A 22,370-nucleotide genomic window follows, 5' to 3' on the forward strand; every position below is an offset into this window, starting at 1 on the left:
GAGCTCCTCAGCCCTTGAGGCCGCCCGCGAAACCCTTGATCACATAGCGCTGGAGGAGCACGAAGACGATCAGGATCGGCAGCGCGGCGAGGACCAGCCCGGCGAAGACGAGCCCGTAGTCCGAGACGTACTGGCCGACGAACGCGAAGATGCCCACCGGCACGGTCTCCTTGTCGGAACCGCCCAGGTACAGCAGCGGAGTGAAGAAGTCGTTCCAGATGAACACCGCGTTCAGGATGATCACGGTGCCGGTGATGGGACGCAGCAGCGGGAACACGACCCGGGTGAACGCCTGCCGGTGGTTGCAGCCGTCGATCAGCGCGGCCTGCGCGTAGTCCGGCGGCAGCGCACGGATGAACCCGGTGTACAGGAAGACGGTGAACGGCAGCTGGATGCCGGTGTAGAAGAGCACCATGCCCTGGTACGTGCCGAGCCAGCCGAGGTCGTCGACGAGTTTGTAGAGCGGGATCATGCCGAGCTGGAACGGCAGCACGATGCCCAGCAGGAACAGGATGTACAGCCCGTAGCCGAGGCCGCGGGCGCACCGTGCGAGGTAGTAGGCCCCCGTGGATCCGAGGACGATCAGCAGCAGCAGACTGACCGCGGTGATGACCGTGCTGTTGACCAGGGCGGGCCCCAGCGACGCGGAGGACCAGGCGTCGCCGAAGTTGCCGAAGGTGGGCGGCGAGGGCAGCGAGAGGGGTGATTCGGAGATCTGCCGGGGGTCCTTCATCGCCAGGGTGATCAGGGCGTACACCGGGAACAGGAAGACCACCGCGACGGCGATCATGACCAGTTCGAGGACGTACTGCCCGTACCGAGGCCTGCGGCGCCCGCGCCCGGGTGCTGCCGTTCCGAGGGTCATTGAGGTGCTCACGCGGTGACCTCCCTCGCACGCAGATAGCGGAGCTGGACCAGGGAGACCGCGGCGACGAACAGCGCGAGGACCAGGGCCACGGCGGTGCTGTAGCCGAACTTCCCGTAGACGAAGGCCTCCTTGTACAGGACGGTCGACAGCGTCTCGCTGGAGGTGCCGGGTCCGCCGTTGGTGGCGGCGTAGACCTGGTCGAAGAGTTTGAGTCCGCCGATGGTCGACAGCATCAGGTTGATCGTCAGCGCCGGGGCCAGCAGCGGCCAGGTGACATAGCGGAAGCGCTGCAAGGAACCCGCCCCGTCGATCCGGGCGGCCTCGTGGAGTTCGACGGGCACGCCCTGGAGCCCGGCCAGGAAGACGACCATCGAGTAGCCCGCGTACTGCCACACGACCATCGCCGCGACGGACCACAGGGCGAGCGAGGGATCGCCGAGCCAGTCCTGACGCAGTCCGCCGAGCCCGACCGCGCCGAGGAGACTGTTCAGGCCGGCGCCGTTCTCCGGGTTGTAGACGTACTTCCAGAGGATCGCGATCATGACCGGGCTGACCACGGCCGGTGCGAAGAAGATCAGCCGCAGTACCGCGCGGGACTTGATGTTGGTGTGGACACCGAGCGCGAGCAGCAGGCCGATGCCGTTCTGGACGACGACCACGGCAATGGTGAGGAGCAGGGTGTTGCCGACGGACTCCAGGGCCCGGCCGTCGTCGAGCAGGGTGCGGAAGTTCTCCGTACCGGTGAAGGAGAAGCCGCCGATCCCGGACCAGTCGGTGAAGGCGTACACCACCCCGGCAAGGCTCGGATAGAGCACGACGATGCCGTAGACGACGAGCGCCGGGACGACGAAGAGCCAGGGCGGGACGGTGTGGTCGCGGTGCCGGACCGGGCGGCCACGACCGGCCTTCGGACCGTCCCCGGCCGTGTCGGCCGCACCGGGGACCGTCTTCTCGGAGGTGCTCGTCACGACTTCTTCCCGTAGGCCTCGTCCATCTGCCTCAGGGCGCCGTCCACGTCCTTCTTGCCCGCGAGGAGGTTCTGCACGGCGGCGAAGTGGGCGGGCTGCACCTCGGCGTTGGGCCAGCTCTGATCCATGAAGGGGACGGCCCGGTTGTCGTCGATGAGGGGCAGGAAGCCGTCGAGGACCGGGTCGGTCTTCGTCGAGGCGCCGCGCTTGAACGGGATCGCGGCCACGGACTGCGCCCAGCGGTCGACGTTCTCCTGCTTCCCGAGGAACTCGATGAACTCCTTCGCCGCGGCCGATTTCCTGGACCGCGCGGAGACCCCGAGCCCGACGACGATGCCCGCCGGGATCCACAGGTTCGCGGCGTCGTCACCGCCGGGGAAGGGGAACATGCCGAGGTCGTCCGGATTCCGGGCGGCCTGGCGGAAGTTGGCGAGCACGGCGGAGACCTGGACGGCCATCGCCGCCTTGCCGCTCGCGACCATCGAGGTCTGCTGCTCGTACGTCGTACCGTTGGGGTTTTCGTTGAAGAAGCCCCGGCGTTGCAGCTCCTGGTACTTGCCCATCGCGTCGGCCCACCCGGAGCCGCGGAAGTGCGCCTTGCCGGAGGCCATCTCGGCGTCGAAGCCGGGGTTCTTCGCATAGACGGCGTTGGGGACCAGCGCGTAGGTGATCAGCTGGGTGACCCAGGGCGTCTGCGTGCCGAGCGCGATCGGGATGATGCCCTTGGCCTTCAGCTTCGCGCAGACATCGAGGAGTTCGCTCCAGGTCTTCGGCGGTTCGACCCCGGCCTCGGCGAAGGCCTTCTTGTTGTGGATGGCGCCGATGACACTGCTTCCCGCCGAGTACAGATACGTTTTTCCATCGCGCCGGTATGCGGGGTGGAAGTTGGCCGGGACTTCCTTGGTCCACGGCTGGGCGCTGAGGTCGGCGAGCAGCCCGGCCTTGGTCAGCTCGACCATGGACATGGCGCTGCCGCTGCCGGGATAGAGCACATGGACATCGGGGGCGTTGCCCCCGGCGAGCTGGGTGCGTACCACCGTCTGCACCTGGTCCGTGGGCGCGAAGGAGGTGGCGAACTCGTCGTCGGGCCGGGACTTGCGGTAGAGGGCGACGAGCTCCTCTATCGGTCTTTGCTGGTCGGCGACGCCGACGACGCGCAGCTTGCCGGAACCGCCGCCGGAATCCGAGCAGGCCGTCAGAGCGGGCGGAAGGGCGGCGAGCGCCGCGACCCCGCCGCCGATCCGCAGAAATCCCCGGCGGCCGACCGTGCTGCGGTCCGGCCGGATGCGAGAACCCGTCGTCATGGTGTGTCCTCCTCGTACGAACGGGCGAACGAAGGTTTCGCCGCCGGTCCTGATGTGCGTCGGCTCGGGGTGAGTGACGGCCGCGGCCGGTCCGCCCCGGGCGGGCCGCCGATCGGGGAATGGGCCGCGGTGAAGCGGTAGGCGCCCGAGGACACCCGGTAGAGCACGTGGTCGGCGGCGGTCGAGACCGCCGTGATGTGGCGGTCGTCGGCGTCCGGGACCAGGCCCGATTCGCGGACCGAACCCGGGTCCGTCGTGGGCACGTACACCTCGGCGGTGGAGCCGGGAGGCACCAGGACGCGCAGGGCGATCCGGCCGCCCTGTCGCTCCCAGGTCACCGAGACGGTGCCGCGGACCGACTCGTAGCGGGCGCTCGCGTGGCGGAGCCCGCCGGGGCGCGGCCGGATCAGCAGCGTCCGGTACCCCGTGGAGTCCGGCGCCTGGTCCAGGCCGGCGACACCGCGGTAGAGCCACTCGCCGACCGAGCCGAGCGCGTAGTGGTTGAAGGAGTTCATCGACGGCGCCCGGAATCCGGTGCCGGGGGTCCACCCGTCCCAGCGCTCCCAGATCGTGGTGGCACCGTGCCGCAGCGGAAACCGCCACGACGGCACCTCGTCGCGGAGCAGCAGTGCGTGGGCGAGGTCGGCCCGTCCGTGGGCGTCGAGTACGGGCGCGGCGAGCGCCACTCCGAGGAAACCGGTCAGCAGGGCCGGGCCCGCCGACTCGACGAGTTCGGCGAGACGGCGGGCTCCGGCTCCGGCGAGCCCGGCGGGCAGCAGCTCGAAGGCGAGCGCGAGGAGATACCCGGTCTGGGTGTCGCCCGCGACGCGCACGCGGAGGCCGTCCGCGGCCTCCTCGGAGGTGACGAAGTGCTCGGTGAACGCGCGGCGGATGTCGTCCGCCAGCCGGTGGTAGCGCTCCCCGACGTCCTTCTGCCCCAGGGCCTCCGCGGCCCGTGCGGTGAGCCGCGCACTGTGCGCGAAGTACGCGGTGGCGACCACGTCACGCGGCGTGGGCGTGCCGGGGGCGAGCCAGTCGGAGAAGTGCGGGCCCACCCGGTGGCGCCAGACCAGCCCGGGGTTGTGACGGTGGATCAGGTCGACCCACGCGCACATGCCCTCCAGGGACCGGGAGAGGAACCGGGGATCGTCGTAGACCCGGTAGAGGTGCCACGGGACGATCACCCCCGCGTCCGCCCAGCCGGGCGCGCCCTCGTCGGCGACTCCCACGAGGCGCGGGGCGACATTGGTGAAGCCGCCGTCGGGGGTGCGGGCGTCGTCGATGTCGCGCAGCCACTTGGTGAAGAATGCGGCGACGTCCGCGTTCAGCGCGGCCGTCGGCAGGAAGACCTGCGCGTCGGCCAGCCAGCCGAGCCTCTCGTCGCGCTGCGGACAGTCCGTGGGGACACTGACGAAGTTCGAGCGCTGTCCCCAGGCCACACAGTCGTGGAGCCGCCTCAGCTCGGCGTCCGAACAGTCGAACTCCCCGGCCCACGGCGTGTCGCTGTGCAGTGCCACGGCGACGACATCGGAGTCGGCCAGCTCCGGGACACCGCTGATCTCCGCGTACCGGAACCCGTGATACGTGAAGCGCGGCTCGAACACGATGTGCTCGCGGCCGTCCCCGACGAGCACATCGGTCGCGGCGGCGGTGCGCAGATTGGCGGTGTACAGCCGCCGCGACCCGTCCAGCACCTCGGCGTGACGGATCACCACCCGCGCCCCGGCCGCCAGCCGACGGACGGTCAGCCGTACGCGTCCGGCGAGGTTCTGGCCGAAGTCGACGACGTGGGTGCCGGGGGAGACGCGTTCGACCGAGCACGGGCGCAGCTCGGTCATCGCCCGGACGGGCTCGTCGGCGGACGCCACCAGCAGGCGGTGATCGGTCTCCGTGACCAGGGCCGGGGACCAGCCGGAGTCGTCGAAGCCGGGGAGTTCCCAGCCGTCATTGTCGTGCCGCAGGTCATGGCACTCGCCCATCAGCAGATCCGCGTGGCGCACCACGCCCGTGGCGGTGCGCCAGGTCCCGTCGGTGACGACCGAGGAGCTCCGGCCGTCCGGCCCGGTCAGACGGAGTTCCGCCAGGAACTGGGGGGCCGAGCCGTAGTGGGCTCCGGCCCTGCGTGGTTCGAAGCCGACGAATCCGCTCCACCAGCCGTCGGCGACGGTGGCCGCGAGGACGTTCTCGCCCTCGCGCAGCGCCGCGGTGACGTCGTACGTCTGGTACTGGACGCGGCGGTGGTAATCGGTCCAGCCGGGCGCGAGTTCGGCGTCGCCGACCCGTACGCCGTTGAGCCGGACCTCGTACAGGCCGCGCGCGGTGACATGGAGCCGGGCAAGGGTGCCGGCCGATGCTGTGAAGGTGCGGCGCAGGACGGGGCACGGGGCGAGCCCGTGGTCGTCCAGGGCGAACCCGCCCTCGGTGGGCGCGTCCATGACGTCGACCGGACGCGGGTCGTGGGTGATCCACGAGGCCCGCCACTTGCCCACGTGGGTGATGCCGGTCTCGAACCACGAAGTGGCCTCGGCGGGCGTGTCCGACCCGGCCGGCCACACGGAGACCCGCCAGTGGAAGCGGGTACGGCCCGGGAGCGCCGGCCCCGCGTAGCCGACGGCCGTCGCACCGGGATCGGACACCCGGCCCGAGTCCCAGAGGAGTTGACCGCACCCGTCCAGATCCTCGGCCCGCCCCGCGACGCGGACCCGGTACGCCACCGGGTCGTCGCCACGAAGGTCGGAGGCCAGCCGCCAGGAGAGCCGGGGCGCCGGTTCGTCGATCCCCAGCGGGGTGGTGCGGTGCTCGCACCGCAGGGCGTACGGCCGCAGCCCCCGGGCCCCGGGACGGCCGGTCGCCGCCGCTTCGGCGGGGCGGCGGGCGGGTACATCCGCTACCGGGGAACCGGACACGAGCACGTCCTTCCGTCGCACCGAATTTCCCGATGTGAAATCTAACGTTAATTCTGTGGCGTGGAGACTATGAGCCGCCCTGAGGGGTGTCAAGGGTGTTGCCGGGCCTGTCGTCGGTCGCCTGGAAAAATGGTTGATGTCTCCTCAACTAACCGCCTGTGAACGGCGATGTGACCGCGCGCAGGTGGCCTTGTGGCGCCTGATTCCCCTGTGATATCCACGCTGTGATTACCACATGGACGGGCGTGAAATCACGTGCCGATCCCACCTCGTACCGGGCGGAATTCCGTTCGACGAAGGGACGAGTTTCATGCAAATGAACAGTGGGTCAGGTGGTACCGGAGGGTTCGGAAGACGGGCGATGCTCGGCGGGACAGTCGGTATGGCCCTCGCCGCGGCCGGCCTGTCGGCGGGCAGGGCCTGGGGTGACGCGCCCTTCCACGAGGATCCGTTCACCCTGGGCGTGGCGTCCGGCGACCCGTGGCCGGACGGGGTCGTCCTGTGGACCCGCCTCGCTCCCCAGCCCCTCGCGCCCGACGGAAGCGGCGGCATGCCGCCGTACGCCTTCGACGTGCAGTGGGAGGTCGCCCGCGACGACCGCTTCCGGTCCGTCGTACGCCGGGGACGGACCCGTGCGGTGCCCGAACTCGCCCACTCCGTCCACGTCGAGGTCTCCGGACTCCAGCCCGGCCGGCACTACTACTACCGCTTCCGCGCCGGCGGCATGCTCAGCCCCGTCGGGCGCACCCGCACCGCGCCCCCGCCGCACAGCCGGCCCCGGGAGCTGGACTTCGCCTTCGTCTCCTGCCAGGCGTGGTTCGAGGGCTTCTACACCGCCTACCGGCACCTCGCCGAGGAGGACGTCGATCTGGTCCTGCACCTCGGCGACTACATCTACGAGAACGCCATCGACGCCATGGGCGGCGTACGCAACGTCCCCGTCGCCGCCGAGCTGCGCCCCGAGCCGATGAACCTCGTCCAGTACCGCAACCGCCACGCCCTCCACCACTTCGACCCCGACCTCATCGCCGCCCACCAGGCCCACCCGTTCGCCCTCGTCTGGGACGACCACGAGGTCGAGGACAACTGGGCACGCGACAAGTCCAAGGCCGACAACGAACCCGACCAGGACCCGGCGGTCTTCCGCGAGCGTGCGGCCGCCGCGTTCCAGGCGTACTACGAGCACCTGCCGCTGCGGCTGCCGAACAAGCCGAACGGCTTCGAGGCCCGGATGTACCGCCGTCTGCGCTACGGGCGGATGGCCACCTTCCACATCCTCGACACCCGGCTCTTCCGAGACGACCAGCCCTGCGGCGACGGCATCAAGAGCGGCTGCGACGAACGGCTGACGCCCGGCCGCACCATCCTCGGCCCCGAGCAGGAGCAGTGGCTGTACAGCGGCCTCGGACGCTCCGACACGACATGGAACATGATCTCCCAGCAGATCCCCGTGACCCAGGTCGACACCGACCCCGGCCCCGGCCAGGCATTCGTGATGGACTTCTGGGACGGCTACGTGGACGCCCGCCAACGGCTGTTCAAGGAGATAACCGACCGCAACGTGAGCAACCCCGTCGTCCTCACCGGTGACATGCACCGCCACCTCGCCGCCGATCTCAAGCAGAACTTCGACGACCCGGGGTCGCCCACGCTCGGTGTCGAGTTCGTCGGCTCGTCCATCTCCACCACCAAGGACGGGATGGACCTGGACCCCTCAGGTGCCAAGCTGCTCGCCGCCAACGAGCACATCAAGTTCACCAACTTCCAGCGCGGCTACGTACGCTGCGAGCTGACCCGGGACAGCTGCCGCGCCGATTTCCGGGTCCTGCCGTACGTGACCACCCCCGGCGCACCCGTCTCGACCCGGACCTCCTACGTGACCGAGGCCGGCCGGCCGGGTCTGCAGCAGGCCTGAACGCAGCAGGGAGGCGGTGCCCCGGAAATGGGGCGCCGCCCACGTGGTTCACCGGACGGTGAGCGTCCCCTTCATGTACGGGTGAAAGGTGCAGATGAACGGGTACGAGCCCGCCTTGTCCGGGGCCGTGAAGGTGACCGTCTGCCCGGACGCCACCTTGCCGGTGTCGAAGGCCTTGCCGCCGGTGGCGGTCAGGGTGTGGGTCTCTGGGTCCTTGTTGACCACCGTGATCGGAGTCCCCGGCGCGACCGCGGGGCGGGCCGGCTCGAACGTGAAGTCCTTGATCGTGATCAGCGCCTTGCCGACCGGGGAGGAGACGGCCGACGGGGCCGCCGGTCCGACGGCACTGTGGCCCGAACGTCAGGAGCCCCGCGACCGGGAAAGGGGCAGGCGCTCTGAGTGACCCGCAGCCCGAATCCGTCCGGCGTACCGCGGTAGGCGGCCGGTGCGCCGGACGGCCCGACGGCAGCTCCCCGCACTCAGGATTCGCGCGTCGCCGCCATCCCCAGGGTGATCAGGCCGAGCACCACCCAGCCGAACCAGAGCCAGCCACTGCTCCCCAGCGCCACCGTGTAGGCGGTGACCACGACCAGGGCGGTCAGCGTGAGCACTCCCATGGCCTTCGTGGATCCGGACATGCCCGCACCCTCCTCATCGGCCGTGCGGCCGTGGATGCCATCGTCACCCCTGAGGCATGCCCACCGCTACTGCCCGCGTGCCTGCAATGAGGCGAGATAGGCGTTGTACGCCTTCAGCTCCTGGTCACCGTCCCGGTCGGCCCGACGGTCCGAGCGCTTCGCCGTCCGCTGCTCGGAGCGGTACCACTGGAAGACCAGCGCGATCAGCACCAGCACCGACGGGATCTCGCTGAAGGCCCAGGCGATCCCGCCCGCCCAGCCCTGATCGCTCAGCGCGTCGATGCCCAGCGAGGCCGGCGGATGCTTGTACGTTCCCACCATCGGAGTCGTCGCCATCATCAGCGCGATACCGAAGAACGCGTGGAACGGCATCCCGGCGAACAGCTCCAGCATCCGCATCACATAGCCGGGCCGGTGCGGCCCCGGGTCGACACCCATGATCGGCCAGAAGAACACCAGGCCGACCGCGAGGAAGTGCACCATCATCGCGATGTGACCGGTCTTCGAGCCCATCAGGAAGTCGAAGAGCGGGGTGAAGTACAGCCCGTACAAACTGGCGATGAAGATCGGGATCGTGAAGGCCGGATGCGTGATGATCCTCATGTACCGGCTGTGCAGCAGCTTGAGCAGCAGCTCGCGCGGACCTGTGCGGCCACGGCCCGCGACCGGCAGCGCACGCAGAGCCAACGTCACCGGGGCGCCCAGCAGCAGCAGGATCGGCGACAGCATGCTGATCACCATGTGCTGCACCATGTGCACGCTGAACATGACCATGCCGTAGTCGTTGAGCTTGGTGCACATCATCAGGGCGATGCTCAGCACGCCGACGACGAAGAACACGATCCGGCCGACCGGCCAGTCGTCACCGCGTCTGCGCAGCCGCAGCACGGCGTACCCGTACAGGCCGATGCCGAGAACACAGCCGATGAGGAAGAAGGGGTCCGCGGAGAATTGGAGTCCACGTCCCAGCGTGAACGGCGGCATATCCATGTTCATGCCGTGCCCGCTGTGATCCATCTGTTCACTCCTGCTGGGGGCGTCCCCGTTTCGTGCCGGTTGTCCCGACCAGAGTAGAACTGCCCCCGGCCGCAGCCGCGGCCGGGGGCAGTTCATGGGACAGGGTGTCGCTCAGAGCACGCATTCCGCCTCGGCGTACCGCTCGCCCGGGACGGTCTTCAGCGTCTCCACTGCCTCGCCCAGCGGCACCATCACGATGTCCGTGCCGCGCAGCGCCGTCATCATGCCGAATTCACCGCGGTGCGCGGCCTCCACCGCGTGCCAGCCGAAACGGGTGGCGAGCACCCGGTCGTACGCGGTCGGCGTGCCGCCGCGCTGCACATGGCCGAGGATCACCGGACGGGCCTCCTTACCGAGGCGCTGCTCCAGCTCGGTGGAGAGCTGCGTGGCCATCCCGGCGAACCGCTCGTGCCCGTAGATGTCCTTGGTGCCCTGCTCGATCTCCATGGACGTGCCCTCGCGGGGCTTGGCGCCCTCGGCGACGACGACGATCGCGAACTTCTTGCCGGCCGAGAACCGCTTGCCGACCACCTCGGTCAGCTCGTCGATGTCGAACGGGCGCTCCGGCACGACGATGGCGTGCGCACCGGCCGCCATGCCCGAGTGCAGCGCGATCCAGCCGGTGTGGCGGCCCATGACCTCGACGATCAGCACCCGCTGGTGCGATTCGGCGGTCGTCTTCAGCCGGTCGAGCGCCTCGGTCGCGACACCGACGGCCGTGTCGAAGCCGAAGGTCACATCCGTGGAGGCGATGTCGTTGTCGATGGTCTTCGGTACGCCGACGATCGGCAGCCCCGCCTCGGAGAGCAGGTTGGCCGCCTTCAGCGTGCCCTCGCCACCGATCGGGATGATCGCGTCGAGGCCGAGATCGGAGACATGGCCCCTGGCCTGTTCCACGCCGCCCCGCAGATGGGCGGGCTGGACCCGGGAGGAGCCGAGGATCGTGCCGCCCCGGGCGAGGATGCCGCCGACCGCGTCGAGGTCGAGCTTGCGGTAGTCGCCGTCGAGGAGGCCCTTCCACCCGTCGTGGAAGCCGATGACCTCGTCGCCGTGGTCGACCACCGCACGGTGCACGACGGAACGGATGACGGCGTTGAGGCCGGGGCAGTCGCCGCCGGAGGTGAGCACACCAATTCGCATTGCCCGGGAAACCTTTGCAACGTGGGCCGACGACCGGACCACGTCGTCCGGTTGGATCCCCGCCACCCTACCGGCGCAGGGTGGCGGGACCGAACCGGGCGTCCGCCTGCTGGACTCCGCTCAGACGAGCGAAATACGCCTCATCAGGCGGGCTGTGTGGCCGAGGCGATGCGCTCGGCGCGCAGCGCCTCGTACCAGCGTTCGTCCGTCGGCGGCAGCGCGTTCACATCGAGGGCCAGCTTCAGCAGCAGGTCCGCGATCTGCGGGTTGCGCGCCATCACGGGGCCGTGCATGTACGTACCGAAGACGGTGTCGTTGTACGCGCCCTCGGTGCCGTCACCGGTGCCGTTGCCCCGGCCGAACTGCACCCGGGCGAACGGCCGTGCCGTCGGGCCGAGATGGGTGACGCCCTGGTGGTTCTCGAAACCGGTCAGCGGCGGCAGGCCGAGCCGCGGGTCGATGTCGGCCAGTACGTCACCGACGCACCGGGCACCCTCGCCACGGGTGGAGACCACGTCGAGCAGCCCGAGGCCGGGCTCGCGGTCGCCGAGGTCATTGATGAACTCGTGGCCGAGGATCTGGTAGCCGGCGCAGACCGAGAAGATGATCGCGCCGTTCGACGCGGCCCGGCTGAGCCCGCCGTCACGGCGCAGCCGCTCCGCAGCGAGACGCTGCGGCCGGTCCTCACCGCCGCCGATCAGATAGATGTCGCCGGACGTCGGAACCGGCTGGTCGCTGCGCACGTCGACGCGCTGCACGTCGAGACCGCGCTGCCGGGCCCGGCGCTCCACCACCAGCGCGTTGCCCTGGTCGCCGTAGGTGCTGAGGAGGTCGGGGTAGACCCAGACCAGACGCAGACCGTTGTTGCTCATGCTTCGTCCTCTCCGGAGGTGGCCGGGGCCGGGGTCAGTTGCCGACACGACGGCGCAGATCCTGGAAGGCGGTGTAGTTGGCGATGACCTCGATACGGCCGGGCGGGGCCTGCTGCACGGCCTCGTCGAGGTTCTCGCAGACCCGGAAGTCGAGACCGGCCACTTCGAGGCGGACCGCCAGGTCCAGCTTGCGATCGCCGAGCACGAAGATCGGGTGACCGGCGAGCTGGGTGTAGTCCACGTCCCACAGCCAGGAGGTGTCCGTGCCGTCCGCGCCGCGGGCGTTGACGGAGAGGATCACCGGCGTGGGCGGCGGGTCGATCAGGGAGAACGTTTCGAGCCAGCCCGCCGGGTTCTTCGCCAGCAGCAGCCGCAGCTCACGGCCGAGGAAGGACACCACGTCGTAGCGGCCCGCGACGGCCTGCACCTGGTACATCCGCTCCAGCGCGACCTGCGGCGGCACACCGAAGACGGCGGCCACGGCGGCGGAGCTGGTGGCGTTGGCCTTGTTGGCGCGGCCGGGCAGCTGGAGGTGGATCGGCCAGGCCGAACCGTGCGGGTCCAGGACGTAGTCGCCGTGCAGGACCCAGCTGGGCGCGGGCCTGCGGAATCCGCACTCACCGCAGAACCAGTCGTCGCCGGGGCGCTGCATCACACCGCCGCAGGCGGGGCAGGACCAGGCGTCGTCCTTCCACGCCTGTCCCGCCGCGACCCACACCACATTGGGGGAGGAGGAAGCGGCCCAGACGATCAGCGGGTCGTCCGCGTTCGCGACGATCACGGCCTTCGAGCCGGACAGCCCCTCACGCCACTTCTCCGCCAGCATCCGGGTCTCCGCCGCGCGGTCCAGCTGGTCGCGGGAGAGGTTGAGCAGTGCGATCACCTTCGGCGTCGTGTCGCGCGCGACTCCGGCGAGATACTTCTCGTCGACCTCGATCACGCCGTACTGCGCGTCAGAGCCCCCCGCCAGCGCCGAGGTGATGCCCGCCGGCATGTTGGCGCCGAGCGCGTTCGACACGACCGGGCCCGCGGCCCGCAGTGCCTCGGCGATCAGCCGGGTGGTCGTCGTCTTGCCGTTCGTCGCCGACACGAGGATCACGTCCAGGTGCTGCGCCAGCCGCCCCAGCAGGTCGGGGTCGAGCTTGAGCGCCACCCGGCCGCCGATCACCGATCCGCTGCCGCGCCCGGCGGCGCGTGACACCGCCGCCGCGGCCTTTCCCGCCGTCACGGCCAGCTTGGCCCGCGGCGACAGCGGCTCCGTGTTGCCTGCCATCGTCCTAGATCCTCCTTGCATCGGTCCGCGCCCAGCCTATCGATGTCCGGCGCGGCGACCGCACCCTGGCACCGCCGGGAAGGTGGAGGTCACGTGGAACGTACGATTGCGGCCATGCGAAACCGCCCGATCCCCGGCAGTTCCGGACTGATTCGTGCCATGAGCCTGCTCGGTGATCCGGTGCTGCACGCGACCTGCGAACCCGTCACGGACTTCGGCCCCTCCCTCGCCCGCCTCGTCGAGGACATGTACGCCACGATGTACGCGGCCGAGGGCGTCGGCCTCGCGGCCAACCAGATCGGCGTTCCGCTGCGGGTGTTCGTCTACGACTGCCCGGACGACGACGATGTCCGGTACCTCGGGCATCTCGTCAACCCGCGGCTCGTCGAGGCCGACGGCATCACCGTACGCGGCCCGGAGGGCTGTCTCTCGCTGCCCGGTCTCGAAGCGGCCACCCCGCGGTTCGACCGGGCCGTCGTCGAGGGCTTCACCGTCGACGGCGAGCCGGTCCGGGTCACCGGAACCGGCTTCTTCGCGCGTTGCCTCCAGCACGAGTGCGACCACCTCGAAGGCGAGGTCTACACCGACCGGTTGACCGGGCTGCGCCGCAGGAGGGCGCTGCGCGCGGCCCGCCGGGCGCCCTGGGCGCGCACCGGCTGACCGCGTCCGCGGCCTCAGAATCCGGGGCCGCCCGGCCGGTCGTCCGCGGCGGACAGCCTGCCCCACAGCAGATCGGCCAGGCTGCTCACCAACTGCTCGCGGGAGCAGGGGCGTTCGCCCAGCCACCAGTCGCCCGCCGCGTGCATCATGCCGACGATGCCGTGGCCCCAGATGCGCGCCATGGCCTCGCTGTCCGGGCCCAGGTCCACCCGCTCGGCGATCACCAGGGCGAGTTCCTCGCCGAGCCGGCGCAGCAGCGGCGCCGAGTGCCGTCCGACGTCGAAGCCCTGCTCCGTGGCGGGCGCCGCGTCGTCGGCCGGGTGCATCAGGAAGCGGTAGACCTGCGGGCGGGCCTCGATCGCCGCGAGATAGGTGTCGAGCGTCGACTCGACGCGCCGGCGGCGCTCGGCGGGCGCGTCGAGCGCCGCCCGCAGGGCGATCAGCAGGGCGTCGGTGTGACGCTTGGCGAGGGCGCGGTAGAGCCCGCCCTTGTCACCGAAGTGCCGGTAGAGAATGGGTTTGGTGATGCCGGCCTCCGCCGCGATGGCGTTCATCGAGGCCCCCGGCCCGTCTCTGAGCACCACGCGGTCGGCGGCTTCGAGCAGCTCGCGGCGGCGGCTCTCGGCCGCTGTCCGCTGGCGCTCTGCCTGTCGTGTGCTCTCCATGTCGCCTCTCCCCGCCCCTGGCCGTGCAAATGCGTCCTGCCTGCGCAACGTAACACCCTGCCCAGCGCGGTGCGGATGGCAGCCGGGGCGGTTGACAGGGGCTACTTGCCGGTAACAGACTGCGGTTACCGCAAGTAACGAGTGGTTTTTTCACGGCAGTACGTGGAGGGGAACATGGCGGAGTTCACGCTCGAACTCAACGATGACCAGAAGCAGGTCCGTGACTGGCTTCACGGCTTCGCCGCGGATGTGATCCGTCCGGCGGCTTCGGAGTGGGACGAGCGTGAGGAAACGCCCTGGCCCGTCATCCAGGAGGCGGCCAAGGCAGGCATCTACTCCCTCGACTTCTACGCCCAGCAGTTCTTCGACCCGACGGGGCTCGGCATCCCGATGGCGATGGAGGAGCTCTTCTGGGGGGACGCGGGCATCGCCCTGTCCATCGTCGGTACGGGCCTGGCGGCCGTGGGCGTCCTCGCCAACGGCACCGAGGAGCAGATCGGCACCTGGATCCCGCAGATGTACGGCGACGCCGATGACGTGAAGGTCGCGGCCTTCTGCTCCTCCGAGCCGGACGCGGGTTCCGACGTCGCCTCGATGCGCACCCGCGCGGTGTACGACCAGGCCAAGGACGAGTGGGTGCTGAACGGCACCAAGACCTGGGCGACCAACGGCGGCATCGCGGGCGTCCATGTCGTCGTCGCCGTGGTCGACCCCGAGCTGGGTTCCAAGGGGCACGCCTCGTTCATCGTGCCGCCGAACACCCCCGGCCTCTCCCAGGGCCAGAAGTTCAAGAAGCACGGCATCCGCGCCTCGCACACCGCCGAGGTCGTCCTGGAGGACGTCCGGGTTCCCGGTCACTGCCTGCTCGGGGGCAAGGAGAAGCTCGACCAGCGCCTGGCCCGGGCCCGCGAGCGCGCCGCCTCCGGTGGCGAGCGGGTGAAGAACGCCGCGATGGCCACCTTCGAGGCGTCCCGCCCCGCGGTCGGCGCGATGGCGGTCGGTACCGCCCGCGCGGCGTACGAGGTGGCGCTGGACTACGCGAAGACCCGCACCCAGTTCGGCCGCCCGATCATCGACAACCAGGGCATCGCCTTCCAGCTCGCCGACATGCGTACGCAGATCGACGCGGCCCGGCTGCTGGTCTGGCGCGCCTCGTGGATGGCGACCACCGGCAAGCCGTTCACCTCGGCCGAGGGCTCCATGTCCAAGCTGTACGCGAGCGAGACGGCGAAGAAGGTCACCGCCCAGGCCGTCCAGATCCTCGGCGGCAACGGCTTCACCCGTGAGTACCCGGTGGAGCGGATGCACCGGGACGCGGCGATCTACACGATCTTCGAGGGCACGAGCGAGATCCAGCGACTGGTCATCGCCCGCACCCTCTCGGGCATGCCGATCCGCTGAGACCGTCCCGCCGGGGCTGCCCCCGGTCGCCGGACGGTCCTGGATTCCGGCCCGTCCGGCGACCGGGGGCGCGGTACGTCAGGCCGGCAGGAGGGACTCGATGGCCGTGACGAGCTCGGGCGACTCCGGCTCGACGCGCGGGCGCAGACGCGCGACCGGCTCGCCCGCCGGGGAGATGAGGAACTTCTCGAAGTTCCACTGGATGTCACCGGCCTCGCCGTCCGCGTCCGCCAGCTGGGTCAGCCCGGCGTAGAGCGGGTGGCGCCCGTCGCCGTTCACATCGGTCTTCTCCAGCAGCGGGAAGCTGACCCCGTACGTCGTCGAGCAGAAGGTCTGGATCTCCTCCGGGCTCCCCGGCTCCTGGCCTGCGAACTGGTTGCACGGCACGCCGAGTACGGTGAAGCCGCGGTCCGCGTACTCGTTCTGGAGCTTCACCAGGCCCGCGTACTGCGGGGTGAGCCCGCACTTGGACGCGACATTCACCAACAGGACCACCTTGCCGCTGTAGTCGGCCAGGGAGGTGGGCTCGCCGGTGAGGGTGCGCAGCGGGATGTCGTGCAGCGTCATGAGGGTCTCCTCGTAGATGTGACTTCCGCAGTCATTGTCACGCCCCGAGCCGGTCCGTAGGAAGCCGGTCGTCGGCGCCCGGAGCCCGCGCACGCCGCCGACCTGCGGGAGTCCCGCCGCCGCGTCGAACGCGGCATGACCCCGATGAGCGACCCGCGTACGATGTGAGCCGGGCGTCGAACTCCTGTGCCCCGCCCAGGAGATCGGCACGAGGACCGGCGCTCGCCCCGTCACCGGGAAGGCGCTGGGTGCGCGGAGCCGATCGCCTTGTAGTAGAGCGTCGTCGGCTTCAGGACCCCGGCCGGGTCTCCGGCGTAGTCCGGGACCGAACCGCACTCCGTCCAGCCCGCCGAACGGTAGAGCCGCTCGGCCGGACTTCCGCTCTCGGTGTCCAGGACCAGCAGTGTGACGCCCGTTCCGGCGGCCGAGCGCTCGACGGCGTCGAGCAGCGACCGGCCGAGGCCCCGGCCGCGGGCCGACGGACGCACCATCAGCTTGGCCACCTCCGCACGGTGGCGGGCGTTGGGCAGTTGGGTCCGGACCAGGCCGATGGTTCCCGCGACCCGCTCCGCGTCGCGGGCGATCCAGACCTGAAGCAGGCCGGCCTCGACGGCCCCGGCCCTCTCCCGCCACCAGGCGGCGGCCGTGTCACGGTCCAGCGGCGCGAGGAAGCCCACCGACGACCCGCCGTTCACGGTGTCCACCAGGAGAGCCGCCAACTCATCGGCGTAGGTGACCAGTTCGGGGGCGCACACGGGGGTGATCCCGGTCATGTGCGGAGTCCTTTCGCAGCCTTCACGGTCTTCGCGGCCTGCCTGGCCGTCATGGCAGAACGATCATCAGGGCATAGCGGACCTGCTCCGGACCCGGGCAGTGGAAGTGTGAGGGGCCGCGCAGCCGGAACCGGAGACAGTCGCCGCTGCGCACCGTGTGCACCGTGCCGTCGACGGTGATCTCGACCATTCCCTCCAGGACCCAGACGTGCTGCTCCACGCCGGACACCGGTGCGTTCTCGTACGCGATGGCGGCCCCCGGGGCGAGGGTGCCCTCGATGACCTCCGCGCGCAGGCCGGTGTGCGGTGGCGACACCGAGCGGCGTACGAACCCCGACGCCTCGTCCCGCCAGACCGGTTGCCGTGCGGCCGGGACGAGTTGCGGGGGATCCGCCTCCACCTCCAGCAGCAGCCGGGACATCGTCCGTCCGTAGACCGTGCACAACTTGCCGAGCAGGGCGGCGGTCGGGCTCAACTCGCCGCGCTCCAGCCGGGACAGCGTGGAGCGGCTCACCCCGCTGCGCCGCGAGAGCTCGTCCAGGGACCAGCCGCGTTCGGCGCGCAGTTCGCCCAGCCGCGCGGCGAGCCGGGCATCGACGGAGCCGGGCTCCGTCTCATCGGTCTCTCTCATCATGGAGACAATATCCCTGTCTGGAGACGTGTCGTGTCATGGCGGCGGCCCCGGAAACGGTCGTACTGCCGACCGGGCGCCGACGTGACACCCTTGTTCGGGGGGCCCCGGTGGCCATTCGGCCCACCGGGTTGCTCCGCTACCCGAGGAGGTCGCGATGGCAAGTACCGCCAACGGACCGAGCATGGCGCCCCACGCCGCCCCGAGCTTGAACCACCCCTTCCGGATCGGCTGGACCGCCTTCGCGGCGGTGCTGATGATCTTCGGCGGCGCGATGGCGATCTTCGAGGGAATCGCGGCCATCGCCAGGAGCAACGTGTTCATCGCCACGCGCGACTATGTGTTCCGCTTCAACCTCACCGGCTGGGGCTGGATCCATCTCGCTCTCGGCGTCGTCATCGTTCTCGCCGGTTGCGCGCTGTTCACCGGAGCCGCCTGGGCCCGTGTGGCGGGCATCGTGCTCGCGGGCCTGGGCGCACTCGCCAACTTCCTCTGGCTGCCCTACTACCCGCTCTGGTCCATCGTGCTCATCGCCATCAACGTCTTCATCATCTGGGCGCTGTGCGCGAATCCGCAGGAGGAGGAGAAGAGCGTCTGAGGTCACGGCAGGGGACCGTCATCCTCGATCCGGCCGGGCGGCGGCGGGGCACGGCGCGAGCCGGAGCGTGACGACGTAGGAGACCACCACCGAGACGATCACGAGCGGCATGACGGTGAGGCCCTCGGACCCCAGCAGCAGTGTCGCCAGCAGCACCGACGTCATCGGGAGCCTCAGCATCGCCACACACATGGCGCCGATGCCCATCGCGAAGCCCGACGTGAGGCTCAGCCCCGGGAGATGGGACAGGGCGACGCCGCCCGCCGCACCCACGAACATCGCCGGGAAGACGGGGCCTCCTCGGAAGCTGCTCAGGGACGCGCAGTACGCCAGCGCCTTGCAGACGACCAGCAGCGCGAGCGCGCCCACCGAGTACCCCGCGCTCCGGGCCAGCAGCGGATCGAGGGCGTCCTGCCCCGAGTACAGCACGCCGGACGCCTCCCTCCCGGTGCCTTCCGCGTACACGAGGGCGGCCGCACCGACGACCAGGCCCATGACGGCGGTGGCCACCACGGTCCGCCGCTCCACCCGCTCCTGGAGGAACACGGCGAGCCGCTGGATGCCCGTACCGGCCAGGGCCGCCGCCAGGCCCAGGACGAGCGCCCAGCCGAACTGCGCGAGGTCGGGTCCCTCGGCCCGGGGCACATGACGCAGTGCCAGGGAGTACGTCCCGAGCCCGGTCCACGAGCCGAGTCCGGTGAAGATGAGCGCCCCGACACCGGACGCCAGCAGACCGGGCACCAGCACCATGCCGAGCATCATCCCGGCCAGCCCCGAGGTCTCCATCAGGAGAAAGGCCCCCAGGAGCGGCGACCCCAGCAGCGCGCTGATGGCGGCGAAGCTTCCTGCGGCTCCCATCACGGCACGCGCGCCGGGCTCGATGCCGGGCCTGACCAGCCGCGCCGCGCACACGGCCAGTCCACCGCCGAGCGCGATGAGCGGTGCCTCGGGACCGAGCACCGCACCGAGCCCCAGCGAGGCGAGCGCCGCCAGTGCGATGCCGGGCAGTTGCGGCGCCGGGGGCGCCCCCGTGCTCTCCATGCCGTCGGCGGGCGGGTGACCGCCCTGCCCGGGAAGGTGGCGGACGGTCAGCCCGACCAGCAGGCCCGCCACGGCGAGCAGCGGCATCGGCCACCAGGACGGCGTACCGGTGAAGCCGAGCGCCCGGGGCAGCTCGTGGTAGGTCAGTGACTGGAGTTCGTGGACGAGCGCGAGGAAACCGAAGGCCACTGCCGAGACCGGGACTCCGATACCCGCCGCCATCACCAGGAGCACGGCGTAACCACGGGTGCGGATCAGCGCGGAGGGGTCCGTCGCCGTGGCCGGTGCTGCGGCGGGCTCGGTCGACATGGTCGTTGTCTCCTCGGCGTCGCAACCCGTCCGGAACGCGCTGTCCCGCAAGCGTCCACAAGGAGATAACACAGTGCGCGGTTTCCGCCGTGGCACACCCGCTGTGTGCCCGCGCTGATTCCGGTACTGCCATTCGCCTGGACCAGCGGGCGGGCGGCTCCTGGGAGGCTCAGACGTCCTCGGCCGCGGGAAGCCGCCCGGCCCGCACCGCGTCGACGAGGGCCCGGTGGTCGCGCTCGTTCCGGTCGGCGTACTTCTCGGCGAAACGCGTCAGCGCCCGGTCGAACGAGCGGCCGCGCCCCAGATACGCAGCGATGGCGATCCGGTCGCCGGAACGCGCGTGGGCGCGGGCCAGTGTGGTGCCGCACGCCTCGCCGAACACCCGCATGTCGGACGGCACCATGTCCTCCGGCTCGACGGTCCCCTTCCAGTCGCGCAACTGGCGTACGTAGAAGTCGCGGCGCCTGCCGTCGATCCCTTCCACCCGCTCCCAGCCGAGGAAGATGTCGCCCGCCGCCTGCATCAGCCGCTGGCCCGCGACCACGCGCTCGCCCTGATTCCGGTACGGGCCGGGGCCGGCGTGGGGCGCGAGCACCGAGGTGCAGGCCTCCTTGGCCTGGAGGAGGAGCGGATCCCCGCCGTCCCGGCCGAGCATCAGGACGACCCAGCAACGCTTGCCGACACTGCCGACGCCGACCACCTTGCGCGCCATGTCCACGAAGCGGAAATCGGAGAGCAGGGTCCGCCGGTCCGACGGCAGGCTCCGTCCGTAGCGCCTGATCAGTTCGCGGAACTGCTCCTGCGTCGCGTCGCGCTCGCCCTCCGGGAGCAGATCGGCGACCGGTACGAGCAGCGGCGGGTCCGCCGCGATGCGCGGCCGGCCGTCCACGGTCTCGGTGAGTCTGTCGAAGGCCTGCAGACTGTCCCGTGTGCGGGCCTTCGCCGCGGCCCGTGCCAGCCTCTTGCGGCCGCGCTTCGCCAACTGCCCGGATGCCAGCGTTTCGAGCCCGCGGATGTCGATCCGTGAGTACCACACGTCGAGATTGCGCATGCCGGCGAACCGGATCATCGACTCCCGGTACGACCTCACCGTGGTCAGCACGATGTCCGCGCGTTCCCTGTCGGTGAAGCCGTTCGCCCGGCCCGCGATGACGAAGCCGGCCGCCAGACGTTTGACGTCCCACTCCCAGGGGCCGGGCGACGTCTCGTCGAAGTCGTTGATGTCGAACAGCAGATTCCGCTCCGGCGAGGCGAACAGCCCGAAGTTCATCAGGTGGGCGTCCCCGCACAGTTGGGCCCGGATCCCGGAATCCCCGGTCGTGGCCAGATCGGAGGCCATGATCGCGGCGGCGCCCCGGTAGAAGCGGAAGGGGGACTCGGCCATCCGTCCGTAGCGGATCGGTACGAGCTCGGGCAGCCCGGTCGCGGACTGGGCTTCGAGGACGGCCAGCGGGCCGGGGCGGCCGGGCGGCGGCTCGAACTCGGCATGGCTCGACCGCGGCGTTCGGCGCCGGGCCGCCCTGCCGCGGGCCGCTCGCTCCTCAGGGGTCGCATCCGGTGCCGTTCTGAGCGTCGAGACCGCGTCCGGGGGCATCGGGTCCGGGTCCTGGGGCATCGGAGCCCTCCTGACTGCTTCACGGGCGTGGACCGCTCCCGCCGCACCACACCGGTCGGCACAGCTGCGCCCTGAGTCCGATCATCGCGGGTCGCCCTGGTTCCGGCATCATCTGGACGCCGCCCGTCACGTCCCACGCCCGGACCGCTACCGCCGGTCCGGGCGGCCGTGGCGGAGGCCCACCCGTCGCCAGATCGCCCGCTGACACTTGAGCGCGGCCGTGCCCACCACGATCAGCACCGCGATGTTGACCAGCAGTTGGATCAGCGAACCCCGGGCATCGGACCAGCTGGTGAACGCGATGGAGACGCTGAGGTCCGCGGCGGCCGGGATGGTCGTGACCGAGATGAAGACGCCCAGCAGGGCGCTCGTCCGGGCCTCGGTGAGGGACACGATGCCTACGATGCCGGCCAGTGTCGCCACCGCGACCGAGAAGAAGTTGGGGGTGTTGATCAGGTTGGAGACCGGCCGGAGCCCCGCTTCGAACGCCGCCGACTGGAGACCGAAGCCGCGGATCAGGAGACTGAAGAGGAAGGTGACGAGGACCGTCAGCGAAAGGCCCGTGAACAGAGCCGTCAGCCCCTGCCGGATCCTTTGCCGGTCGCCCCGGTCGATGCCCAGGGCGACGCTGACGATGGCACCGTACTCGGGGCCGACGACCATCGCCGCGACAATCAGGATCTGGGAGTTGGTGACGATCCCGACCGAACCGATGAGGCCGGCGATGACCAGGTACAGATAGAAACTCGGCGGGTACCTCCCCTCGGCGCGGATGCGGGCCTCCACCTGCTCCCACACGGGTGCGCGGGCCAGTGGCCCGAGCCGCTCGGTTCCGGCCTCGGCCGCCCGGCCGGAGAAGACCATGTCCACCGGCTCGATGACGATGGAGCCGCGCCGGTCCAGGTGCAGTGTGCGCAGGCTGCGCAGCACGTCATTGGCCGCTCCCGTCAGCACGTCGCACGCGATGCCGTCGCCGTCCGGATTGCGTGCCGCACCCGGCTGCACCATCAGATTCAGCACACAGGGATCACCGGCCAGCCGGTCCACCACCTGGTCGGTCACGTCCGGCGGGCTCACCGCGCGGACATGGATCATGTCCATCCTGAACCTCCACGAATCCCGCCCCGGCGCCGCCGGTCACGGCCGGCCCGTGTGCGCGGGCAGTCCCTCCTCCCTCCAGTAACGCCGCAAGCGCGACGGCGGGCAATC

The 22,370-nt window shown here is 70.5% G+C and carries 21 protein-coding genes; 4 read left to right on the top strand and 17 right to left on the bottom strand.

The annotated features are described in order from the left end of the window. Positions 1 to 7 precede the first annotated feature (7 nt). From BT364_RS18695 to BT364_RS18710, 4 genes are read right to left on the bottom strand one after another with little or no spacing between them, the layout of a single operon-like run. Complete coding sequence (locus BT364_RS18695) at positions 8 to 877, bottom strand: carbohydrate ABC transporter permease (protein WP_256260046.1); 870 nt, start codon at positions 875 to 877, stop codon at positions 8 to 10. Next, the gene (locus BT364_RS18700) at positions 874 to 1,836 is read right to left on the bottom strand and encodes a carbohydrate ABC transporter permease (RefSeq protein ID WP_079179527.1); all 963 of its coding nucleotides are present in this window, start codon (positions 1,834 to 1,836) and stop codon (positions 874 to 876) included. The genes BT364_RS18695 and BT364_RS18700 overlap by 4 nt, the downstream gene beginning before the upstream one ends. Next, the gene (locus BT364_RS18705; RefSeq protein WP_072486323.1) at positions 1,833 to 3,140 is read right to left on the bottom strand and encodes an extracellular solute-binding protein; all 1,308 of its coding nucleotides are present in this window, start codon (positions 3,138 to 3,140) and stop codon (positions 1,833 to 1,835) included. Before BT364_RS18705 ends, BT364_RS18700 begins: the two co-directional genes overlap by 4 nt. Next, complete coding sequence (locus BT364_RS18710) at positions 3,137 to 6,046, bottom strand: alpha-L-rhamnosidase (protein WP_072486324.1); 2,910 nt, start codon at positions 6,044 to 6,046, stop codon at positions 3,137 to 3,139. The genes BT364_RS18705 and BT364_RS18710 overlap by 4 nt, the downstream gene beginning before the upstream one ends. A 382-nt stretch (positions 6,047 to 6,428) precedes the next feature. Here BT364_RS18710 and BT364_RS18715 point away from each other — a divergent pair, with 382 nt between their 5' ends. Continuing rightward, positions 6,429 to 7,961 carry an alkaline phosphatase D family protein gene (locus tag BT364_RS18715; protein WP_256260049.1) on the top strand — a complete coding sequence of 511 codons (1,533 nt, stop codon included), beginning with the start codon at positions 6,429 to 6,431 and terminating at the stop codon, positions 7,959 to 7,961. Between the two features lie 48 nt (positions 7,962 to 8,009). On the opposite strand, the gene BT364_RS18720 is transcribed toward BT364_RS18715, so the two are convergent. From BT364_RS18720 to BT364_RS18740, 6 genes are all read right to left on the bottom strand, one after another. Continuing rightward, positions 8,010 to 8,255 (bottom strand): cupredoxin domain-containing protein, encoded by a 246-nt coding sequence (locus tag BT364_RS18720; RefSeq protein WP_371268619.1) that lies wholly within the window; start codon positions 8,253 to 8,255, stop codon positions 8,010 to 8,012. 185 nt (positions 8,256 to 8,440) lie between these two features. Continuing rightward, positions 8,441 to 8,599, bottom strand: coding sequence for a hypothetical protein (locus tag BT364_RS40210; protein WP_107408259.1), 159 nt, complete (start codon positions 8,597 to 8,599; stop codon positions 8,441 to 8,443). 66 nt (positions 8,600 to 8,665) lie between these two features. Further along, positions 8,666 to 9,616 carry a cytochrome c oxidase assembly protein gene (locus BT364_RS18725; RefSeq protein WP_072486327.1) on the bottom strand — a complete coding sequence of 317 codons (951 nt, stop codon included), beginning with the start codon at positions 9,614 to 9,616 and terminating at the stop codon, positions 8,666 to 8,668. 111 nt (positions 9,617 to 9,727) lie between these two features. Next, positions 9,728 to 10,756 carry a 6-phosphofructokinase gene (locus BT364_RS18730; RefSeq protein ID WP_072486328.1) on the bottom strand — a complete coding sequence of 343 codons (1,029 nt, stop codon included), beginning with the start codon at positions 10,754 to 10,756 and terminating at the stop codon, positions 9,728 to 9,730. A gap of 143 nt (positions 10,757 to 10,899) precedes the next feature. Then, positions 10,900 to 11,628 (bottom strand): type 1 glutamine amidotransferase, encoded by a 729-nt coding sequence (locus BT364_RS18735; protein WP_072486329.1) that lies wholly within the window; start codon positions 11,626 to 11,628, stop codon positions 10,900 to 10,902. A gap of 34 nt (positions 11,629 to 11,662) precedes the next feature. Then, on the bottom strand, positions 11,663 to 12,901 hold the full coding sequence (locus BT364_RS18740) for a Mur ligase family protein (RefSeq protein WP_072486330.1): 1,239 nt from the start codon (positions 12,899 to 12,901) through the stop codon (positions 11,663 to 11,665). Between the two features lie 114 nt (positions 12,902 to 13,015). On the opposite strand from BT364_RS18740, the gene def reads away from it, so the two are divergent. Then, complete coding sequence (gene def / locus BT364_RS18745; protein WP_177328163.1) at positions 13,016 to 13,561, top strand: peptide deformylase; 546 nt, start codon at positions 13,016 to 13,018, stop codon at positions 13,559 to 13,561. A gap of 14 nt (positions 13,562 to 13,575) precedes the next feature. Here def and BT364_RS18750 read toward each other — a convergent pair whose 3' ends face one another. After that, on the bottom strand, positions 13,576 to 14,226 hold the full coding sequence (locus BT364_RS18750; RefSeq protein ID WP_072486331.1) for a TetR/AcrR family transcriptional regulator: 651 nt from the start codon (positions 14,224 to 14,226) through the stop codon (positions 13,576 to 13,578). A 174-nt stretch (positions 14,227 to 14,400) separates the two neighbouring features. On the opposite strand from BT364_RS18750, the gene BT364_RS18755 reads away from it, so the two are divergent. Next, a complete protein-coding gene (locus BT364_RS18755) occupies positions 14,401 to 15,627 on the top strand; it encodes an acyl-CoA dehydrogenase family protein (RefSeq protein ID WP_072486332.1) in 1,227 nt (408 codons plus the stop codon). Positions 15,628 to 15,705: 78 nt separating this feature from the next. On the opposite strand, the gene BT364_RS18760 is transcribed toward BT364_RS18755, so the two are convergent. The 3 genes from BT364_RS18760 to BT364_RS18770 all read right to left on the bottom strand — a co-directional run bounded on the left by BT364_RS18760 (position 15,706) and on the right by BT364_RS18770 (position 17,598). Further along, entirely contained in the window at positions 15,706 to 16,194 is a 489-nt protein-coding gene (locus BT364_RS18760) for a glutathione peroxidase (RefSeq protein WP_072486333.1), read from the bottom strand. A gap of 230 nt (positions 16,195 to 16,424) precedes the next feature. Next, positions 16,425 to 16,967: a GNAT family N-acetyltransferase gene (locus BT364_RS18765; protein ID WP_072486334.1), complete on the bottom strand. Its 543-nt coding sequence runs from the start codon at positions 16,965 to 16,967 to the stop codon at positions 16,425 to 16,427. A 49-nt stretch (positions 16,968 to 17,016) separates the two neighbouring features. After that, positions 17,017 to 17,598, bottom strand: a complete 582-nt coding sequence (locus BT364_RS18770) for a helix-turn-helix domain-containing protein (RefSeq protein WP_072486479.1) — start codon at positions 17,596 to 17,598, stop codon at positions 17,017 to 17,019. A 157-nt stretch (positions 17,599 to 17,755) separates the two neighbouring features. Here BT364_RS18770 and BT364_RS18775 point away from each other — a divergent pair, with 157 nt between their 5' ends. Next, a complete protein-coding gene (locus BT364_RS18775; RefSeq protein ID WP_072486335.1) occupies positions 17,756 to 18,196 on the top strand; it encodes a DUF7144 family membrane protein in 441 nt (146 codons plus the stop codon). Between the two features lie 18 nt (positions 18,197 to 18,214). Here BT364_RS18775 and BT364_RS18780 read toward each other — a convergent pair whose 3' ends face one another. The 3 genes from BT364_RS18780 to BT364_RS18790 all read right to left on the bottom strand — a co-directional run bounded on the left by BT364_RS18780 (position 18,215) and on the right by BT364_RS18790 (position 22,262). Then, a complete protein-coding gene (locus tag BT364_RS18780) occupies positions 18,215 to 19,546 on the bottom strand; it encodes a chloride channel protein (protein WP_072486336.1) in 1,332 nt (443 codons plus the stop codon). 169 nt (positions 19,547 to 19,715) lie between these two features. Further along, positions 19,716 to 21,161 carry a DUF2252 domain-containing protein gene (locus BT364_RS18785; protein ID WP_371268614.1) on the bottom strand — a complete coding sequence of 482 codons (1,446 nt, stop codon included), beginning with the start codon at positions 21,159 to 21,161 and terminating at the stop codon, positions 19,716 to 19,718. 147 nt (positions 21,162 to 21,308) lie between these two features. Then, entirely contained in the window at positions 21,309 to 22,262 is a 954-nt protein-coding gene (locus BT364_RS18790) for a DUF389 domain-containing protein (RefSeq protein WP_072486337.1), read from the bottom strand. Positions 22,263 to 22,370 lie beyond the last annotated feature (108 nt).

This window comes from Streptomyces atratus, from assembly GCF_900119365.1.
GTDB lineage: Bacteria > Actinomycetota > Actinomycetes > Streptomycetales > Streptomycetaceae > Streptomyces > Streptomyces atratus_B.

Bases quoted from the DNA above. Each gene is read 5' to 3' on its own strand.
- BT364_RS18735 (WP_072486329.1), bottom strand. From the start codon at position 11,628: ATGAGCAACAACGGTCTGCGTCTGGTCTGGGTCTACCCCGACCTCCTC.
- BT364_RS18785 (WP_371268614.1), bottom strand. From the start codon at position 21,161: ATGCCCCAGGACCCGGACCCGATGCCCCCGGACGCGGTCTCGACGCTC.
- BT364_RS18705 (WP_072486323.1), bottom strand. From the start codon at position 3,140: ATGACGACGGGTTCTCGCATCCGGCCGGACCGCAGCACGGTCGGCCGC.
- def (WP_177328163.1), top strand. From the start codon at position 13,016: ATGCGAAACCGCCCGATCCCCGGCAGTTCCGGACTGATTCGTGCCATG.
- BT364_RS18770 (WP_072486479.1), bottom strand. From the start codon at position 17,598: ATGAGAGAGACCGATGAGACGGAGCCCGGCTCCGTCGATGCCCGGCTC.
- BT364_RS18730 (WP_072486328.1), bottom strand. From the start codon at position 10,756: ATGCGAATTGGTGTGCTCACCTCCGGCGGCGACTGCCCCGGCCTCAAC.
- BT364_RS18780 (WP_072486336.1), bottom strand. From the start codon at position 19,546: ATGTCGACCGAGCCCGCCGCAGCACCGGCCACGGCGACGGACCCCTCC.
- BT364_RS18775 (WP_072486335.1), top strand. From the start codon at position 17,756: ATGGCAAGTACCGCCAACGGACCGAGCATGGCGCCCCACGCCGCCCCG.
- BT364_RS18740 (WP_072486330.1), bottom strand. From the start codon at position 12,901: ATGGCAGGCAACACGGAGCCGCTGTCGCCGCGGGCCAAGCTGGCCGTG.
- BT364_RS18790 (WP_072486337.1), bottom strand. From the start codon at position 22,262: ATGGACATGATCCATGTCCGCGCGGTGAGCCCGCCGGACGTGACCGAC.
- BT364_RS18725 (WP_072486327.1), bottom strand. From the start codon at position 9,616: ATGGATCACAGCGGGCACGGCATGAACATGGATATGCCGCCGTTCACG.
- BT364_RS18765 (WP_072486334.1), bottom strand. From the start codon at position 16,967: ATGACCGGGATCACCCCCGTGTGCGCCCCCGAACTGGTCACCTACGCC.
- BT364_RS18755 (WP_072486332.1), top strand. From the start codon at position 14,401: ATGGCGGAGTTCACGCTCGAACTCAACGATGACCAGAAGCAGGTCCGT.
- BT364_RS18760 (WP_072486333.1), bottom strand. From the start codon at position 16,194: ATGACGCTGCACGACATCCCGCTGCGCACCCTCACCGGCGAGCCCACC.
- BT364_RS40210 (WP_107408259.1), bottom strand. From the start codon at position 8,599: ATGTCCGGATCCACGAAGGCCATGGGAGTGCTCACGCTGACCGCCCTG.
- BT364_RS18715 (WP_256260049.1), top strand. From the start codon at position 6,429: ATGGCCCTCGCCGCGGCCGGCCTGTCGGCGGGCAGGGCCTGGGGTGAC.
- BT364_RS18750 (WP_072486331.1), bottom strand. From the start codon at position 14,226: ATGGAGAGCACACGACAGGCAGAGCGCCAGCGGACAGCGGCCGAGAGC.